Below are 18,278 nucleotides of genomic sequence, written 5' to 3'. Positions count from 1 at the left end.
CACATCGTGGCAGTAGCATGGCTTGACCAGCAGGAAGTGGTCCGTGCGCTTCGGTCCAATTTACTTCAGGATCGCCTTGACCTTTTCTGCAACACCATTGCCGATCGCCTTATGGGCGGCCGCAGTGAGGTGGATGCCGTCCACCCCATCGGTGGTGGTCAGCTTGCCGACGTCCAGGAACCCGGCCCCGGCTGCAGCCGCGATCCCCTCGTAGTAGGCCGGCAGCGCCTCCGACTTGTCGATGCCGCCCGCGAACCTTTCGGCCCGCTCCGGGGGCGCCACCGTGCCGAGCGGAGGCGGACAGAGGATCAAGACCTTGGGAGCGGGATAGGATGTGCCGACCCCGCCCTTGGCCTGGTTCACGATGTCGGCCAACTTGCCCACTCCCAGCGCGATCCGCAATGGCGACCGGTTGAACATCTTCTTCAAGTCGTTGGTGCCGAGCATGATCACGACGAGATCGAGCGGCAGGTGCGTAGCGATGGCGGCCGGCAGATAGGCCGACCCGTCGAGACCGGCCCCGGAGATGTGCGGCAGCGTCGGGTCAGGCAGGTCAGTCGTGCGCGCGCTTAGCCCCTCGTCAATGATCTCATAGCCCGGCCCGAGCGCCACCCTGAGCACACCCGGCCAACGCACGTCCTGGGGGTAGCGCGTAGTCGGACCGCTTTCGACGGGAACATAGCCCCAGGTATTGGAATCGCCGTAAACCATAATGCGCTTGGTTGCGCCGTCAGCCGCCTGCGCGGCGTTCCCACCGAGCAGCATCAGAGCCGTCAGCGCCCCGATCAGGCTACGTTGTATGGTGGACATGAAACGGCGTCGTGTTATGGGCATGATTCCTCCTGTCCTCAAAAACGAGCATTGCGGACCATTACTACAGTTCAATAGCGGATTTGGCCCTTTTCTGAATGCCCGAATCTGCCATGGGTGCGATGAATGATCACATCCTCCCTATGAGAGTCCGGCATATCCAGCCACCGGAGATACCCCCCACAATCTTGCGCCGCCTGCCTCAGTCCGCTGACCCGCTCCAGGTCCAGGTCCAGCGTGATGAGTGCAGCTTTGACGGTGCCCAGGGTTGGCCGGCGAGCGTCCAGCAGAGATGCCATCTGCAGGATGTCAGGGTTGTTTCGGGTACCCTCTGTAGGGAGATGGCCGCATCACACCAGGGGCAGTGCGCGCGCATGCCGGCCGCGATGCGGGAGGGCGGCGGACGGCGCAGCGCGGTGAGCGACTCGCACGCTCCATGCAGCGTAGGAATGGCTCTCTGATAGATGGCCAACGCCTCGGGAAGCTTGCCAAGATCGCGCGCCGGCAGAATGCCGTGGGGCGCGAAAACGGTGTGCGTCGGAAGATTGACCAGAGCCACGATCAGATCGATGTCGCGGCAGCACTTCCAGCATACGGATGGCACGGTCGCCACGGATGGTGCACCGGCCTGGGGAGGTGGTCCCTCGAACCGGACACGTCCGGTCAGCAGTCTATCAGTAAATGTCGCCAGATCAGTTCGTGCTGGCGCGCCATCCGTCGCGGAGTCGATCACCGCCGGTGCGAGGCGCTCGGCCTGCTTCACCTCCAGACGGAACAGTGGAAGACCGCGCTGAGGTTCAAGTCTGGCGATGTCGTAGCCGATCAGCCAGGCGCCGCGAATACCGGCTTCCCGGTAACGCTCCTGGCGATCCTGAATGGCCGCCAACGGAATGCGGGAGAGTTGGGCTTCCAGAGCCACCGTCCAATCCGGATGCCGCACGAGCACATCGGCAACCCAGGTTCCGTCGCCCGCACGCGCCTCGGTGGTAACGTCCAGGCCCAGCCGGGCTGCCGCACGCGCCATGATCGACTTGCAGACGATATGCGCCAGGCTCTCGCGAATGGTGCAGACCGTATTCGGCTTGTGGCGGAAGAATTGCCAGCCGGTTGGTGAGCGGACAGGAACGACTGCCGCCCCGCAGCACGGGGCGGTGAGACCCCGATGCCGGTAGCTGGCCTTCAACTCCTGCCAAGCCGAGGGTGACATTGCCCAGGCGTGGTAAACGGCCTCATCAATTCCATAAGCAAGCAGCGGCATGACAATAGACGGGTAAATGGTCTCTGGTCGGCATCAGGGGTGTTGGCATGTCACACGATGACGTTGCCGTCGAGCAGACTACCATCGCGACGACGCTGTTTCTCGATGTCTCAGGTGTAACGATTGGAGACAAGAGTGGGCGCCGGCGACTCCGGTTCAGGCGCCTTCACGAACGAGTTCCCAGAACTTGGACTTGCGGCGGTGCTCCTTGCGCAGGCGTGCCATGAAGGTGTCATGCCCTTCGATCGGGGATCCTCGGGAAGTTGACCGGCTAAGCTCTCGCAGTTCCGCACGTCGCGAACCGCGTAGCTGTACTGGTTGGCGCTGGCCCGGTTGAGAATGCTCTCGATCATCAAGTGGTAGAGCAGCGTCGCCGAAACCGGATGCTTGCTGGTGAGCGCCCCGGCCGCCGCCCCCAATGTGACGTAATCACGCCCATCGAACCCCTCCAGCCGCTCACGGACGAACTGCGCAGCAGCATGCAGGTCGCGCCAAGCAACGAAGAAAGCCTGCGCCCGAGCAGCGTATCTGCGGGTCTCGTCTCTCGACGCAGACGAACCGCGCCGCCGGCGGCATTACTGCCCTGATCAGTGGTTGCTCTCAAAAGCCCCAGAGTGGGCTCTCTGCCCACCGACAGCCGACCCCTTGTTCAGCCTTAAGTAGTGTTCCAGCCGGTGCATACCCACTATAAACAGACTCTTAACCATGTGGCGCTTCGCGCACGAAGCGGCGAAGAACACTGCAGAATTCGTCGGTTGCGGTGAAAATTGGCAGGTGCCCTTTGCCCTTGAAGGCATAAAGCTGGGCATCCGGCAACTCTCGAACCAGATACTCGGCGGCTGTGAAGGGAATCAGTTGCTCCGCGGTGCCATGCATGACCAGAGTTGGCACCATGACGCGTCCGAGGAGAGGGCTGACATCCACATCCGGATCGGGGTCGTAGAAGCTGAGCACCGTCTCGGGCGAGAGCCGCAAGCCCCGCTCGATGAGGAGCCTCTTCAGTTCCTCCGTTCCCGGCTCAGAGTACATGAACGAGCCCAGGATGCGCAGCAGCGCCTCGACATCGCCCCTCTCGTGCGCCTCCGGGCACTGCCGCCAGTAGCCGGAGAACGTGGCCAGGTTGTCAAACCCACCCGGTACCAGCGGACAGCCCACTGTCACCAGCTTACTGATCAGATCCGGACGCGAGGCGGCCAGTCTGATCAGTAGGTTGCTCCCACGGGAAAGGCCCACCCCGATCACCGGCTTGCCCCCCAACTCTTTGATCACTGCAGCCACATCCTCGGCGTGCTCCCGCAACGGGAATGGACGTGTCAGCGGGTCGGAGCCGCCGGTGCCACGGCAGTCTATGGTGATGATCCGGAAATCCTGGCACAAGCTTTCAAGAAGCGGCTGGAACAACGCCAGCCCGTACACCAGCGGATTGACCAGCAGGAGGGTTTCGCTGCCACCGCCGTGCGTGTAGAACATAATCTTAGCGCCATTTCGATGCGTGCTACGGGCATGGTGGCGCTTGTTCGAGATCCAGATTCGCAGGTCTTGGTCCTTGCACTTGGCCAGCGCCTGATCATAATGACGATTTGCGGCATGCAGATCGCCGGCAAGGCCCGCCAGATCGCCGAGTAGTGCCAATGCGGTCATCTCAAACCGTTCGGCCGCTCCCCGACGGTCCGGTGCAGTACTGCCGTCCGAGAGGGCAGTCAGGCACTTGGAAAGGTGCGATGAAGCCTCCCGATTGGCGTAGGCTGCCTTTGCCCGCTCGCCGGCCTTGAGCCAGTATTGCGCCGCCTCAAGCCCCATGCCGGCTCTCGTGAAATGCTCCGCAATCAGCTCCGGGGAGGACTCGGTCTGGTTGACTCCTCGTGAGCAGAGCGTCTGGCCGATCCGGGCGTGAAGCTGGCGCCGCCGGCTCTTGAGCATCGACTCGTAAGCGGCATCCTGCACCAGGGCGTGCTTGAAACTGTAACGCGCCCTTGGCGGCATACCGTGGCGGAAAATAAGCTCAGACGAGATCAGTTGATCGAGGGCTGCCTGCAACTGGCTTTCTGGCCGGTCGGCGATGGCGGTGAGTAGTTCGTGTGAGAATTCCCGGCCAATGACTGCGCCGATCTGCGCGACCTCCTTGACCGGCGCCAAGCGGTCCAGGCGCGCCATGAGACTGTCGTGCAGGGTCGCAGGAATGGCGAGCGGCTGCAACGGTCCGGTCAGCACAAACTGCCCGCCCTCGTCCCGCAGGAGGCCGGACTCCATGACGGCCTTGGTCAACTCCTCGACAAACAGGGGAATGCCGTCCGTTTTATCGAGGATCTGCTCGACCACCTCGGGCGGCAGCGGCCTGCCGGCGGTCAGCCGCTCGATCATGGCCGCTCCTCGCCGCTGCGCGAGGCGGCTGAGCGTCAGGGCGGTGACATGGCCGAAACCGGCCCAGGGCGGCGTGAACTCTGGACGGAAGATCACCACTATCAGGACCGGCAGGTGCTGAACGCGATCGATTACCATTCCGAGCAGTTCGAGGGTTGACGGATCGGCCCAGTGCACGTCCTCGTAGATCGCGAGAACCGGCTGTTTCGCGGCAAGGCCGGCGAGCTGCTCGGTCAGGATCTCAAGCGTGCGCTGCTTCTGCCGTTGCGGTGTGAGATAAAGCGGCGGATAGCGGGCATCGACTGGGATGGAGAGAAGGTCCGCTAGCAGCGGCACGACCTCCGTGAGGTTTTCCGTTGAAAAGGCTAGTAGCGCCTCGAGCTTCTCGATCTGCCGCGCCGGTGTCTCGTTCCGGCCCAGGTTGGCGGCACGCTCGAGGAGACCGATAATTGGGAAAAATGCGGTGCTCTGGTGATAGGGCGAGCAGTAATGGCTAAGGGGCGTATAAACCTCACTGGCGAGCTTGTCGCGAAGCGCCAGCAGCAGGCGGGATTTGCCGATACCAGGTTCACCTGAGAGCAAGACCACCTGTCCCTCGCCCTCTCTGGTCTGCTCCCACCTGTCCATCAGGAGACCGACCTCGTGCTCGCGACCCACCAGGGCGGTCAGACCCTGCCCATGTAAAGCCTCGAAACGGCCCTCTGTGCTGCTGCTACAGCCGAGCACGGTCCAGGCCCGCACCGGCGCGGAGAAGCCCTTCAAGTTCTGCATGCCCAGATCGGTAAGGTCAAAGAGACGGCCGACGAGCCTCCGCGTGCTCGATGCGATCACCACGCTGCCGGGCTCCGCAAGGGTCTGAAGGCGGGCAGCAAGGTTCGGCGTTTCCCCCACGACCGCCTCCTCTCGCCCTGCCCCCTCGCCAATCAGATCGCCGACCACGACCAGACCTGTGGCGATGCCGACCCGGATCTGAAGCAACAGGTCATCTCCCAGCCTCAGTTCGTCGATTGCCTCGACCAGACCCAATCCAGCGCGCACGGCGCGCTCGGCATCATCCTCGTGAGCGTGAGGATAGCCGAAATAAGCCAGCACGCCGTCGCCCATATATTTGGCGACATGCCCTTCGTAACGGGTGATGACTTCGGCGCAGCGTCGCTGGTAGGCCGAAACCACCTCCCGCAGATCCTCTGGATCCAGTCGCGCGGACAAGGCCGTCGAGCCGACGAGGTCGCACAGCAGCACCGTCAACTGGCGGCGTTCGGGCTCGGCGCTGACCAAACTGACACGTGCGCGCGGTTCATCTGCCGGCGGTGGGGTGGAGGGTGACTCGACAGGCGCAACACCCTCCTGGAGCGCTGCGATGGCGTCGAGCAGCTTGCGGCGATGTCCAATCGCCTTTACTCCGAGTTCTATGAGGTCCTCAGCCGTGAGCTTTGGCAGAACGTCGGCATCGATTTCGTTCTCGAGAAAGGTTGCCTCATAGCGCTCGAGGTTCAGGTTCCGCAGCCAAATCGGCACTTCCATGCTCTACTCCCTGCTCGGAGTTTCTCGTACCTCTTCCAAGCGCATTGAGCTAAATCAAAGCATATCCCGGTGAAGCATTATAAGGCATCACGCTTTTTCCAACCAGGAGACAATAGGAGATGATCATTGGTCTGGTGCAAGTGCGCTGTAATTGCGAGTGTGTGCAGGACTGGATAGGATGGGCGCTCCCGGCACTGTCACAGGAACTGATGGCGATAGGCGAGCGGTGACGAAACCTGCTCGGATGCTATCGATCTCCTAACCTGCCATCGGTTCTTATCCGTAGTCATCGGCGGGCCCTTTAACTTTGATTCCGGTTTATCGTGAGCTACCAGGCTCAGGGATCCCCTCATTTTTTACTTTGCAATCCTTGGCGAACGCTTTGGCATGAGGCAGGCTCGTGCTTGAGTCACCTTCGCCCTCGTAAAACCGCCGAACTTAAAGGGGGGCAAAAAGGTAAAGTTTTACAACCTTATTGTCGGGTATCCGCTAACATGTTGGAATACCAAGGCAAAAAATGAGGGGATCCCTGAGGCTACCAGGACGTCGAGGAATTGCTGACGGAGCGCGGGCTCAAGGTATCTTATAAGACGATCCGGCGCTGGGAACTCAAATTGGGGTCGTCCATTGCCGGCGCCTCCGGCAGCCTCGACCAAAGCCGATATTCGGGCACTGGCATCTCGACGAATCGGTGATACTGTCGGCGAATTCAGGCGGCCGGTGCCAGGGAAGCGAAGCGCGTGACGCGCGTCTTGGCGCGTGGCCGGCCATCGATCCAGTTGACGATCCGCGATACGTTCATCGCGGTGGCGATACAGATCTGCTGAAGCCCGGTCTTCGCCAGCCCGATGTAGCGGCTCCGGCGCATTCCGAAGGCGCGGACGCCCTGTGAGAGCGTGCCCCCACCCCGGCCCGGACCTCGTAGCGCTGCTCCCAGGCGGGATCGGACATCCGCGCCCGCGCCGCGGTGAGCGCCTCGTGCTCCTCGCGCGGATGGAAGTAGACGTGGCGGCGTGGCCTCTTGGTCTAGGTGCACAGGCCCCGCAGTCCGACCGGCTGAACTGGGCGTGGATGCGCGGGCTGCCGTCGGTGTTCCGGGCCGGGCGCCAGGACACCGAAACCTTGCCCTGCGGGCAGGTGACCCGCTCGCGGTTCCAGTCGATCGTGAAATGGAGCAGGTCGTAGCCTTGCCCGGCGCGGGCCTGCCAGTTCGCCACGCCGCGCACCGGCCCCTCGAGCGCGACGCCGTGGTCGCGCCGGCTGCCGACCAGCAGCGCCGCGTACAGCCGGAGTGCTGCCCCATTCCCCTGAGGATCCGGATCGGGCGAGTGCGGCGCAGGTCCGGTTCAGCGCTCACTCTCGGGAAAGTCCGCGCCGAGGTTGGTCGCCCTCCAGGCATTGATTTTCGACCACCCCGGCGAGCTTGCCGCACACGGTTTCCACACCGAAGGCACCTAGGACGAGATGGCGCGGCCGGATCTCGTCCTCTACAGTCTGGATGATGGCGGCGCAGGCGCGCACCGGATCGCCGGGCTGCTTGCCGCTGATACCGGAGGTCGCCTGCATGCGGGCAATGGCGGTGTCGGCATAGTCGCGATCCGGCTTAGGGTCTGCTTCAGCGAGCGGCCGGCCCAGTCGGTGCGGAAGGGACCAGGCTCGACGCACAGGACCTCGCCCCCAAGCGGCTCGACCTCTCGTACCAGAGCGTCCGAAAGGCCTTCGACGGCATGCTTCGTCGCCGCGTAGTAGCCGGAGCCCGGAAATCCGACGAAGCCGCTGACAGAGGAGAGGTTGACGATGTGCCCGCCGGTGTGCCCGGCAGCAACTGCTGAGGGCTCCCTGACCTCTCTGGCGGTGCTGGGAAGTCAAACAGGCGGCTGGAGTGGCGGGTTGCGTCGGCTCCCGCGGCAAATCAAGGCAGTCGGATCAAATTGAACAAAATGAAATCGTTGCCGCTGGTACCCTGTTTGGTACCCCGCATCCACTAACCAGCCTGAGTCGCCCCTCCCCGCAAAAAGAACGCCCGCAAATCGAAAGACTTGCGGGCGAGTTGAACAGGGAGGCTTCACGTCTGGGAGACGCGGGTCCGAAGACCCAACCCCGGACCGGAGTCCGGGGCGAAACAGCGGATATTGCATCGCAACACCGCCAGATGATTATTTGGTCATGCGCTGCCCAGTTTCCATGCACGATTTGAGGAAGCGCCCATGCAACCGCCGCATGGCTTTGATATGCAACGATCTGTTCAGAACGTCGTCTCGGCCACTTTGCGCACCAGGAAGTCACGGAACACGGCGATGCGCTTGGAATGGCGCAGTTCCTCGGCGTAGACGAAATAGGTCTCGACCGTGGGCCCGTTCAGCTCGGGCAGCACCCGCACGATGTCTCGGCTGCCCTCGACCATGTAATCCGGCAGGGCGGCCATGCCCAGACCGCTCTCCACCGCCTTGAAGATCGCGTATACATTGTTGACGCGCATGATGGGACTGCGGGTCCCCTGGGGCGGGTCGCCGGCGTCCAGCAGCCAGTTGATGTTGGTGATGGGCGCCCGCATGTCCGACGGATAGGCGATCAGGTCATGGTTGTCCAACTCCTGGACCGTCTTGGGCACGCCCTTCCGCTTGAGGTAGCTGACATGGCCGTAGACATGGAACCGTATGGTCATCAGGTGACGCTGGATCAGGTCGGGCTGGCGAGGCGAGGTCATGCGGATCGCGATGTCCGCCTCGCGCATGCCCAGGTCCAGCTCGGTATCGTCCAGCAGCAGGGAAAGCTGGATCTCCGGGTAGATCTGCAGGAACTCGCGGGCGCGCGGAGTCAGCCAGGTCGTCCCGAAGGCCACCGTGGTGGTGATCTTCAGCGGTCCCTTGGGGTGCTCGCGACTTTCCGTCAGCATCGCCTCGGTCATCGACAGCTTGGCGAAGACGTCGCGCGCGGTCTGATAGAGCAGATCGCCCTGCTCGGTCAGGATCAGGCCGCGGGCGTGCCGATGGAACAGCGGCACGTTCAGGCTCTCCTCGAGCGCGCTGATCTGACGGCTGACCGCCGATTGACTTAAGTTCAGGCTTTCACCGGCATGAGTGAAGCTGCCGGCTTCGGCCACGGCGTGGAAGACCCGAAGCTTATCCCAGTCCATGAATCGTCCCGTTCATCGGCGGGCGGAATGATGTCCGTCCGTCGCGTCATCTTGGTCGGCGGAATGCGCCGACGCTGCGATGATATACCGCGACGTACATCAAGGCCACGGTCGTTAGGATCGAAAGAGCGCGAATAACGGGCAACCGCCGCAAAAATACCGGATCGGGAGGGCATTTCCAGGCGGCGGCCACCTTGGAAGGGGACTCAGTCCCAGGCGCCGATCATCTGCGTGGTCGTCGCCTCGCGGAGCGCCTCCTCGGGCGATCCCTCGAACTGGGCCAGGAACTTCTCCGCCTCCAGCGCCGCCATGCAGCCCATCCCGGCCGCCGTGACCGCCTGGCGGTAGACCTTGTCCTTCACGTCGCCGGCGGCGAACACGCCGGGCACGTTGGTGGCGGTCGAGTCGGGGGCGGTCAGGATATAGCCTTCCGGATCGGTATTGACCTTGCCCTGGAAGACCTTGGTCGCCGGATCATGGCCGATCGCGATGAACACTCCCTCGACCGGCAGCGTCGAGACCTCGCCGGTCCTGACGTTGCGCAGCTTCAGCCCGGTCACCGCCTTGGGCGCGCCCCCGCCGCCCTCGCCCAAAATCTCGTCCACCACGGTGTCCCAGATCACCTGGATCTTGGGATTGCGGAACAGCCGCTCCTGCATGATCTTCTCCGCGCGGAACGCGTCGCGGCGGTGGATCACGGTGACCTTGGACGCGTGATTGGTCAGGTACAGCGCTTCCTCGACCGCGGTGTTGCCGCCGCCGACCAGCGCTATCTCCTTGCCGCGGAAGAAGAAGCCGTCGCAGGTGGCGCAGGCGGAGACGCCGGCGCCGGCGAAGGTGCGCTCGCTCTCCAGCCCCAGCCAGCGCGCCTGGGCGCCGGTCGCGATGATCACGGTGTCGCCGGTATAGAGATCGCCGCTGTCGGCCTTGGCCCGGAACGGGCGCTGGGTGAAATCGACCTCGGTGATCACGTCGAAGAACATCTCGGTCCCGACATGCTCGGCTTGGCGCTGCATCTGCTCCATCAGCCAGGGACCCTGGATGACGTCGGCGAACCCGGGATAATTCTCCACGTCGGTCGTGATCGTGAGCTGGCCGCCCGGCTGAAGCCCCTGCACCAGGATCGGCTTCAGGTTGGCGCGGGCGGCATAGATCGCGGCGGTGTAGCCGGCCGGGCCGGCGCCGATGATCAGGACCTTGGAGTGATGGTGAGCGGGCATGCGCTGCTGGCCTCGGCTGGAATGGGTTCGCTGTATCCGGCTGAACATGGGCCGGAGCCGCTCCAGCGTCAACCGGCGGGGTGGGGCGGGTCGATCCGCTGGCCGGTCCGGGCCTCTATCCGGCGGCGGATCTCGGCGCCGACCACGGCGGTGTCGTCGAGCGGCGGATAGGTCCAATGATCGAGCTCGCCGGTGAAGGTCCGGATGATGCCGGCGTCCTTCAGGGCCTGGTGGAAGGTCTGGAACTTGGGCGAGCCTCCGTCCAGCTCGATGATGTAGACCGGCTTGCCGGTCGAGCAGGCCTCCGACACCATGGACACGCTGTCGCTGGTCACGACGATCACGTCGGCCAGCGCCAGGAAAGCGAAATAGGGGTTCTCGCCCTGCCCGTCCCAGACGACCGAGGGCACGTCGGCCATGCGGGCGCGCAGGATCGCCTCGTTGTCGGCGCCGGTCCGGCGCGACGGCGTCACCAGCAGCCCGGCGCCGTGGCGCTTGGCGAGGTTGGCCAGCTTCTCCGCCACGTCGCCCATGATCACCGGGGTCATCCGGAACAGCTTGTTGGTCCCGCCGATCAGCACCGTGATGCGTGGGTGGGGCAGATGCCCGTAGGCCGGTCCCAGGCGGGCCGCCGCGTCGGCCAGCTTCCGCGGAGTGATCATGTGGAGCGCGCCGCGGGTCGTGATCACGTTGGGGCCGCGCAGCTTGTCGTGCTGCGGCACCACCACCAGATCGAGCAGGCGGGGCGGGATCTGGGGATCCTGGATATGCACCGCGAAGGTCTTGCCCCGGCTGGCCCGGCGCACGCCCAGGGCCGGCGTGACGCTGGCCCGCCCGGACGTGATCAGCAGGTCGGGCCACGGCGGCTCCAGCGCATCGCTGCCGGGTGCGGTCGAATGCCTCGGCCCCAGCCGGAAGAAGGGGCTGAGCTGGCGCCAGGGGCTGCGCAAGGTCACGCGCTTGACGATGGGCGGGAGTCCCACCGCCTCGGCCAGTCCGATGCACTGGTTTTCCATGCCGGCCTTGCCGTCTGTGACGACCCAGCAGGTGAGATTTTGCACGATCACGGGCCTTCGTGGTTGCTGACCGGGGACGTCGATAGCACAATCCGCCTATTATAAAGTTTCGCACTTGTAAGACGGCTCTGTCTTGGCGTAAACCAGTGCTCTGTGTAATATCCTTTCCAATTCATCCCGAGAGGCTACAAGAGAAGACCATGCGGCGAGTCAAACTCGACCGGATTGACCGGCGCATCCTGCGCGACCTTCAAGCCGACGGTCGCATGACCAACGTCGAACTCGCGCGCCGCGCGGGCATCTCGGCGCCGCCCTGTCTTCGGCGCGTCCGCGCCCTGGAAGAGGCCGGATTCATTCGTGGCTACCATGCCGACATCAACCCCGAAGCTCTCGGTTACGGCGTGACCGTTTTCGCCCATGTGGGGCTGACCAGCCAAGCCGAAGCGGACCTAAAGAAATTCGAGGAGCTGGTCAATAGCTGGCCGCTGGTGCGCGAGTGCAACATGCTCGCGGGCGAGACGGATTTCCTGCTGAAGATCGTGGCGGAGGACTGGGACTCGTACCAGCGCTTCCTCACAACCAAGCTGACCAGCGCTCCGAATGTCAGCCATGTCAAGTCGGCGCTGGCGATCCGCACCTCCAAGGCCCTGCCCGGCGTTCCCATCGACACCGAGATCGGCGACCTGCCGGACGAGGAGGAACTGGAGGAGGAGGATTAGACGCTCCGCCTCCAAGGGATGCCGGATAAAAGAAAATGCGGGCTTTCGCCCGCATTTTTCATGTCAGTCAATATCTAGGGCAGTCGATCTTCCGGCAATCGGACGTCAAGCGTCGAGGCGCCTCAGCGGAACTCGACCTTCACGACCTCGTAGCTTTTCGAACCGCCGGGGGTCGGGACTTCGACCATGTCGCCCACGGTCTTGTTGATCAGCGCCCGGGCCAGCGGGGAGCTGACCGACAGCAGGCCCTGCTTGATGTCGCTCTCGTCCTGGCCCACGATCTGGTACGTGGTCTCCTCGTCGGTGTCCTCGTCCGCGACCGTGATCGTCGCGCCGAACTTGACGGCGTCACCCGAAAGCTTGGAGACGTCGATCACCTCCGCGCGGCTGATCTTGTCCTCAAGCTCGAGCACCCGTCCTTCGATGAAGCTCTGCCGCTCGCGCGCCGCATGGTACTCGGCGTTCTCGGATAGATCGCCGTGCTCCCGCGCTTCCGCGATGGCCTTGATGACCGCCGGCCGCTCGATCGTTTTCAGGTGCCTTAACTCCTCTTGGAGGCGGTTGTAGCCCGCCGCCGTCATTGGAACTTTTTCCATTTCCCGGTCCACTCGACGCTGAAGAAGACTGCGGCGCGGCCAGATCAGCCGCGCCGGGAGCCTCGATCCCTTTAATACGATCCGCTCAGGTAGGACTGGAGCGGTGCCACGTCAAGGCTACCACTCCGAAGCGCCGAGATAGCCTCGACGGCAGCCCGCGCCCCCGCGACGGTCGTGTAATAGGGAATGTTATTGACGAGTGCGGTCCGGCGCAAGCTGAAGCTGTCGGACATGGCCTGCGCGCCGTCGGTCGTGTTGAAAACCAGCTGAACGTCGCCGTTGATCATGACGTCGACGATGTGCGGTTGCCCTTCGAGCACCTTGTTGACCCGGGTCACCGGGATTCCGGCCTCGCCGAACGCCTTCGCCGTACCCGCCGTGGCGAGCAGCGAAAAGCCCATCTCGCGAAGCTTGGCCGCGATTGGCACCATGGCCACCTTGTCGTGGTCCTTGACCGAGATGAACACTCCGCCCGAGAGCGGCAGGACGACTCCGGCGCCCGACTGGGCCTTGGCGAAAGCCCGGCTGAAATCCTTGTCCAGCCCCATCACCTCGCCGGTCGACTTCATCTCCGGCCCCAGGATGATGTCCACGTTGGGGAAGCGGGCGAACGGGAAGACCGCCTCCTTGACCGCGGTGTGCGGCGGGGTCGGACCCTTGAGGTCGAAACCGTCCAGCTTCTCGCCGGCCATTACCCGCGCCGCGATCTTGGCGATCGGCGTGCCGGTCGCCTTGGCGACGAAGGGCACCGTGCGGCTGGCCCGCGGGTTGACCTCCAGGATGTAGACCTGGGTGCCCTTGACCGCGAACTGGACGTTCATCAGCCCGATCACGTCCAGCGCCTCGGCCAGCATTCCGGCCTGCCGGGAGATGTCGGCGACCACGTCGGCGGGCAGCGAATAGGGCGGCAGCGCGCAGGCGCTGTCGCCGGAATGGATGCCGGCCTCCTCGATATGCTCCATGATGCCGGCGACATAGACCCTGGACCCGTCCCGGACGGCGTCCACGTCGACCTCGATGGCGTCCTGGAGATAGCTGTCGATCAGCACCGGGTTCTTGCCCGAGACCTTGACCGCCGAGCCCATGTAGCGCTTCAGGCCAGACATGTCGTGGACGATCTCCATGGCGCGGCCGCCCAGCACGTAGCTGGGCCGGATCACCACGGGGAAGCCGATCCGGGCGGCCACCTCCTCGGCCTCCTCCAGGGAGCGGGCGAGGCCGTTGGCCGGCTGGTGCAGGCCCAGCTTGTGCAGCAGCTGCTGGAACCGCTCGCGGTCCTCCGCCAGGTCGATCGCGTCGGGCGAGGTGCCCAGGATCGGGATGCCGGCGGCCTCCAGGTCGCGCGCCAGCTTCAGCGGCGTCTGGCCGCCGAACTGGACGATCACGCCCAGCACCTCGCCCCGGCTCTGCTCGACCCGGACCAGCTCGATCACGTCCTCGGCGGTCAGCGGCTCGAAATAGAGCCGGTCGGAGGTGTCGTAGTCGGTCGAGACCGTCTCCGGGTTGCAGTTGACCATGATGGTCTCGTACCCGGCCTCGTCCAGCGCGTAGGCCGCGTGGACGCAGCAATAGTCGAACTCGATGCCCTGCCCGATGCGGTTGGGACCACCGCCCAGGATCACGACCTTCCTGCGGTCCGAGGGCTCGGCCTCGCACTCGGCGCCGCCGAACCCGTCGGCCTCGTATGTGGAGTACATGTAGGGCGTCTGGGAGGCGAACTCCGCGGCGCAGGTGTCGATCCGCTTGTAGACCGGCGTGACGCCGAGATCGCGCCGCGCCGCCGCGGCCTCGGCCTCGCTGGTGCCGGCTAGCTCGGCCAGCCGGGCGTCGCTGAAGCCGGCCTGCTTGAGGCGCAGCCAGCCTTGGCTATCGGCGGGCAGGCCGCCGGTGCGGACGGCGGCCTCGGCCGCGACGATCGCCTGGATCTGCTCCAGGAACCAGGGATCGTACTTGCAGGCGGCCTGGACCTCGTCGACGCTCAGGCCGTGGCGGAACGCCTGGGCGATCACCAGCAGCCGGTCCGGCGTCGGCCGGCTCAGCGCCGCCCGGACCGTCAGCGGGTCGGGGTTGCCGTCGCCGATCAGCACCTCGTTGAAGCCGGTCAGGCCGGTTTCCATCGACCGGAGCGCTTTCTGCACCGATTCGGCGAAGGTGCGGCCGATCGACATGGCCTCGCCGACCGACTTCATGGAGGTGGTCAGCAGCGGCTCCGTGCCGGGGAACTTCTCGAAGGTGAAGCGCGGCATCTTGGTGACGACATAGTCGATCGTCGGCTCGAACGAGGCCGGCGTGACGCCGGTGATGTCGTTGTCCAGCTCGTCCAGCCGGTATCCCACCGCCAGCTTGGCGGCGATCTTGGCGATCGGGAAGCCGGTCGCCTTGGACGCCAGCGCGGAGGAGCGGCTGACGCGCGGGTTCATCTCGATCACGACCATGCGCCCGTCGGCGGGGTTGACGGCGAACTGCACGTTCGACCCGCCGGTATCGACCCCGATCTCGCGCAGCACCGCGATCGAGGCGTTGCGCATGATCTGGTATTCCTTGTCGGTCAGCGTCAGCGCCGGCGCCACAGTGATGCTGTCGCCGGTATGGACGCCCATCGGGTCGATGTTCTCGATGGCGCAGACGATGATGCAGTTATCGGCGCCGTCGCGCACGACCTCCATCTCGTACTCCTTCCAGCCCAGCACCGACTCCTCGATCAGCACCTCGCGGGTGGGTGACGCGCGCAGGCCGCCGCGCACGATCTCCTCGAACTCGGCCCTGTTGTAGGCGATGCCGCCGCCGGTGCCGGCCAGCGTGAAGCTGGGGCGGATGATCGCGGGCAGGCCGGTCTCGGCCAGCGCTTCCAGCGCCTCGTCGAAGGAACGGACCATCCGGCTGCGCGGGCTCTCCAGCCCGATCTTGTCCATGGCGTCGCGGAACAGCAGCCGGTCCTCGGCCTTGGCGATCACCTGCTTGTTGGCGCCGATCATCTCGATGCCCAGGCGCGCCAGCGTGCCGTCGTCGTCCAGGGCTATCGCGGTGTTCAGCGCGGTCTGGCCGCCCATGGTCGGCAGCAGCGCGTCCGGCCGCTCCTTCTCCAGGATCTTGGCGACGGTGGCCGGCGTGATCGGCTCGATATAGGTCGCGTCCGCCAGGTTGGGGTCGGTCATGATGGTGGCCGGATTGGAGTTCACCAGGATGACCCGGTACCCTTCGGCGCGCAGGGCCTTGCAGGCCTGGACGCCGGAATAGTCGAACTCGCAAGCCTGGCCGATGACGATGGGGCCGGCGCCGATGATGGCGATGGACTTGATGTCGGTACGTTTTGGCATGGCGCTCGGGCTCTGGTAACTTCAGGCGCAACAAAAATCCCCTCCCCGAAAAGGAGAGAAGGTTCGAATGAATGGCACGCCGATCCGACCGCTGAAGACCCCGGAGTGACGGCCCGCCCCTATATAGAGGCTCAAGTCCCCTGCGGGAAGCGCGACGTTGCCCGGTGATTGCAGGATTTCCCCGGACGCACGCGTCGGAGCGTCGCGCTCAGCGTGACGGGCTCGGGTCGAGATAGGGGCGCAGGGACTCCAGGGGCGCGACCCAGACGGCGCACAGCCCGGTATCCTGCCGGTCGAACAGGTAGACCTTGTCGAGCGTGCTGCGCTTTTCCGGATCGTGCAGGTTGACGCCCGATCCCCAGCCGATGCCGTAGGGCCGGTCGTCGGCCGACTGCACGCGGAAGATCGAGTTGAGCCGCTGGACGAAGGCGCCGCGGCGGCAAGCCTTGGACAGGACGGGATCGACCTTCGCCACCTGGCGGATGCTGCCCTTGAGGCGGTAGACGATCCGCTCCGGCCGGATCGGGGTGGCGCGGAACGGGTACTGCCAGTCCGGCGGCCAGGGGGACACCGGGAACGCCTCGAAATGCGGCGGCGCGGTTCGGTCGAGGCTCTGCTGCTCGGCCTGCGCGTCGCAAGCAAGGGCCAGTTGCACAAGCATCAAGGCCGATAGCAGGGAAAAGGGGCGGCGCATCGTCGGGATACCCGGTTCGGCTCCTGCCGGATGGACTTGAACGGATCACGGATGGACACGGATGCCCACGGATTAACACGGATAGTTTGAAGAAATGGTTCGCGGCCGGCGGCGGCGATCGTGAAATCCGTATCCGCCCGTGATCCGGCACCGTTCGAAACCGCTATGGCCAAGGACGCGCCGGGGCTACCGGGATTTTACCAGCCATCTGCCCACTCCCGTTTTTCAGGTTCCAACAAAGGGAGCGGCGGACCGCCCTGGGACGGCTTGCAGATCCGGAGTGTGGTGCCGTCCCGCTTGTCCAGCTTGCCGTCCAGACCCAGGAGAATGTCATCAAACGTGTGCATCTCGTCCGCATTCCACACCAGCGCCGCGGCAAGATGCGATGCGTCCGCCGGCTTCAGCTTGGGATACCCAGACAGCATAAGGGCACGACCGCGCTCTCCGACTTGCCGGTCGATGTTCACGATGACGATATAGTCGTTCTCGAAGAAAGCGGCCAACTTACCCGAATCATAACCGACCTTGATATCGCCTGCCTTGCAGACCTCGATCAGGCAAAAGGCAGACGTAAAGATTTCAGTCTTGCCTTTCTCAGCTTGCGAGACGACGGCACGGCATAGTGCCCCGCGCAACTCGATGCCGCCGCCGACGAGGGGAATCCGTTCATCCTGAATGAGGGCGATCCACACGCAGGCATCCCAGTAGATCCGCTTAGGAGAAGCGGCCATTCCGCAACCTCTCCAGGTATTCTCCGGAAGTCATCCCATCGGTAAAATCCCTGTCGATGATATCATCGACCTGCGGCAATTCACTGCGGTGGGGGAAGAACTTCAGATCCTCGGCATCCAGTTGGACAATCCTGCCAAGACTTTTGAAATGCAAAATACCGGATACTTGGACTCGTCGGCCTTGGAACACGTCGGCGATCTGGCGCTCCTCGACTTCGGCAATCGCTTTTCCGTTCAGGATGCACTTGACGGTCTCTCCGGTTATCCTGTGGCGGACGAAAAGGATTTTCCGGCCATAACCGTCACGTTCGACACTGTGGACGAAGCCCTCCAGGGAGCCCGTTTCGCGATACGGCCTGGAAACGGGTTCCAGGACTCGGCGGACGTTTGCCACGGCGCCCTGCCCTGTTTCCGAGGTAATCATTATCCTCGGCAATCCCGTACCGAAATCCAACTCGGTCAAGCAGAGGCCATTGTTTACGCGCTCAAATATCCCACGCGCCCTGACCAGAACCTTGTCCGTGAAATATTCCGGCCTTTGCCCGCTCTCCTGAAGCTTTTCGAGCCCCAATGCTGTATGGCTCATCACCAGTTCGGCACGATGGTCGATGGTTCTCCCAGGAGTCCTGGAGAAAGCTTCGCACTCAAGGGCAAGTGGGCTGTTGCGGCCGGCATTGACGATACGCCAGTCGATACCCGGCATCCCATCCCCGGCCATCGCTTCCTCGACCCCGCGCAGTATCTCGAAACAATCCCTGACCTGATCGAGCAGATCCTCGACGCCCGGAGCATCGGTGCCAACGCCGGTCCCGCTGATCCGTATCCTGATCACCTTGCCCATGACATCCTCATCGGAAGCCGACGTGGCGATACTGTCCCGCGGGTTCCACAAGCTC

16 protein-coding genes and 1 pseudogene are annotated in these 18,278 nt (G+C 64.1%); 2 read left to right on the top strand and 15 right to left on the bottom strand.

All coding sequences use genetic code 11. The annotated features are described in order from the left end of the window. Nucleotides 1–60 precede the first annotated feature (60 nt). The 5 genes from DPR14_RS00300 to DPR14_RS27055 all read right to left on the bottom strand — a co-directional run bounded on the left by DPR14_RS00300 (nt 61) and on the right by DPR14_RS27055 (nt 6,821). Nucleotides 61–810: an SGNH/GDSL hydrolase family protein gene (locus tag DPR14_RS00300; RefSeq protein ID WP_246148657.1), complete on the bottom strand. Its 750-nt coding sequence runs from the start codon at nt 808–810 to the stop codon at nt 61–63. Between the two features lie 202 nt (nt 811–1,012). Then, nucleotides 1,013–1,993, bottom strand: coding sequence for a competence protein CoiA family protein (locus DPR14_RS00295; RefSeq protein ID WP_192499195.1), 981 nt, complete (start codon nt 1,991–1,993; stop codon nt 1,013–1,015). 185 nt (nt 1,994–2,178) lie between these two features. Continuing rightward, nucleotides 2,179–2,553 carry a DUF6880 family protein gene (locus DPR14_RS28965; protein ID WP_425501052.1) on the bottom strand — a complete coding sequence of 125 codons (375 nt, stop codon included), beginning with the start codon at nt 2,551–2,553 and terminating at the stop codon, nt 2,179–2,181. Between the two features lie 214 nt (nt 2,554–2,767). Further along, complete coding sequence (locus DPR14_RS00290) at nt 2,768–5,953, bottom strand: alpha/beta fold hydrolase (RefSeq protein WP_158043380.1); 3,186 nt, start codon at nt 5,951–5,953, stop codon at nt 2,768–2,770. Between the two features lie 709 nt (nt 5,954–6,662). Continuing rightward, the gene (locus DPR14_RS27055) at nt 6,663–6,821 is read right to left on the bottom strand and encodes a hypothetical protein (RefSeq protein ID WP_192499194.1); all 159 of its coding nucleotides are present in this window, start codon (nt 6,819–6,821) and stop codon (nt 6,663–6,665) included. A 137-nt stretch (nt 6,822–6,958) separates the two neighbouring features. Here DPR14_RS27055 and DPR14_RS00285 point away from each other — a divergent pair, with 137 nt between their 5' ends. Then, a complete protein-coding gene (locus tag DPR14_RS00285) occupies nt 6,959–7,138 on the top strand; it encodes a hypothetical protein (protein WP_158043379.1) in 180 nt (59 codons plus the stop codon). Nucleotides 7,139–7,306: 168 nt separating this feature from the next. Here the strand turns inward: DPR14_RS00285 and DPR14_RS27925 are convergent, their stop codons facing one another. The 5 genes and pseudogenes from DPR14_RS27925 to DPR14_RS00265 form a co-directional block, all read right to left on the bottom strand. Beyond that, complete coding sequence (locus DPR14_RS27925) at nt 7,307–7,618, bottom strand: Rossmann-fold NAD(P)-binding domain-containing protein (RefSeq protein WP_246148655.1); 312 nt, start codon at nt 7,616–7,618, stop codon at nt 7,307–7,309. A gap of 14 nt (nt 7,619–7,632) precedes the next feature. Then, nucleotides 7,633–7,752 (bottom strand): annotated as a pseudogene (locus DPR14_RS28960) (SDR family NAD(P)-dependent oxidoreductase); the annotation flags it as partial. A 446-nt stretch (nt 7,753–8,198) separates the two neighbouring features. Continuing rightward, on the bottom strand, nt 8,199–9,089 hold the full coding sequence (locus DPR14_RS00275) for a LysR family transcriptional regulator (protein WP_158043377.1): 891 nt from the start codon (nt 9,087–9,089) through the stop codon (nt 8,199–8,201). Between the two features lie 206 nt (nt 9,090–9,295). Beyond that, nucleotides 9,296–10,309 carry a thioredoxin-disulfide reductase gene (gene trxB, locus DPR14_RS00270; protein WP_158043376.1) on the bottom strand — a complete coding sequence of 338 codons (1,014 nt, stop codon included), beginning with the start codon at nt 10,307–10,309 and terminating at the stop codon, nt 9,296–9,298. 68 nt (nt 10,310–10,377) lie between these two features. Then, on the bottom strand, nt 10,378–11,370 hold the full coding sequence (locus DPR14_RS00265; protein ID WP_246148650.1) for a mitochondrial fission ELM1 family protein: 993 nt from the start codon (nt 11,368–11,370) through the stop codon (nt 10,378–10,380). Nucleotides 11,371–11,525: 155 nt separating this feature from the next. On the opposite strand from DPR14_RS00265, the gene DPR14_RS00260 reads away from it, so the two are divergent. Then, nucleotides 11,526–12,044: an Lrp/AsnC family transcriptional regulator gene (locus DPR14_RS00260; RefSeq protein WP_158043375.1), complete on the top strand. Its 519-nt coding sequence runs from the start codon at nt 11,526–11,528 to the stop codon at nt 12,042–12,044. A 122-nt stretch (nt 12,045–12,166) separates the two neighbouring features. Here DPR14_RS00260 and greA read toward each other — a convergent pair whose 3' ends face one another. The 5 genes from greA to DPR14_RS00235 all read right to left on the bottom strand — a co-directional run bounded on the left by greA (nt 12,167) and on the right by DPR14_RS00235 (nt 18,223). Continuing rightward, nucleotides 12,167–12,640 carry a transcription elongation factor GreA gene (gene greA / locus DPR14_RS00255; RefSeq protein ID WP_158043374.1) on the bottom strand — a complete coding sequence of 158 codons (474 nt, stop codon included), beginning with the start codon at nt 12,638–12,640 and terminating at the stop codon, nt 12,167–12,169. A 71-nt stretch (nt 12,641–12,711) separates the two neighbouring features. Further along, nucleotides 12,712–15,957, bottom strand: coding sequence for a carbamoyl-phosphate synthase large subunit (gene carB / locus DPR14_RS00250; protein ID WP_158043373.1), 3,246 nt, complete (start codon nt 15,955–15,957; stop codon nt 12,712–12,714). A gap of 208 nt (nt 15,958–16,165) precedes the next feature. Beyond that, nucleotides 16,166–16,618, bottom strand: a complete 453-nt coding sequence (locus DPR14_RS00245; RefSeq protein WP_158043372.1) for a hypothetical protein — start codon at nt 16,616–16,618, stop codon at nt 16,166–16,168. A 230-nt stretch (nt 16,619–16,848) separates the two neighbouring features. After that, nucleotides 16,849–17,382, bottom strand: a complete 534-nt coding sequence (locus DPR14_RS00240) for a type II toxin-antitoxin system VapC family toxin (RefSeq protein WP_158043371.1) — start codon at nt 17,380–17,382, stop codon at nt 16,849–16,851. After that, nucleotides 17,366–18,223: a hypothetical protein gene (locus tag DPR14_RS00235; protein WP_158043370.1), complete on the bottom strand. Its 858-nt coding sequence runs from the start codon at nt 18,221–18,223 to the stop codon at nt 17,366–17,368. Before DPR14_RS00235 ends, DPR14_RS00240 begins: the two co-directional genes overlap by 17 nt. Between the last annotated feature and the right edge of the window lie 55 nt (nt 18,224–18,278).

This window comes from Skermanella pratensis, assembly GCF_008843145.1.
GTDB classification, from domain to species: domain Bacteria; phylum Pseudomonadota; class Alphaproteobacteria; order Azospirillales; family Azospirillaceae; genus Skermanella; species Skermanella pratensis.
Note: the sequence above shows the minus strand (reverse complement) of the source record. Positions and strands in the feature narration are given on the sequence as shown.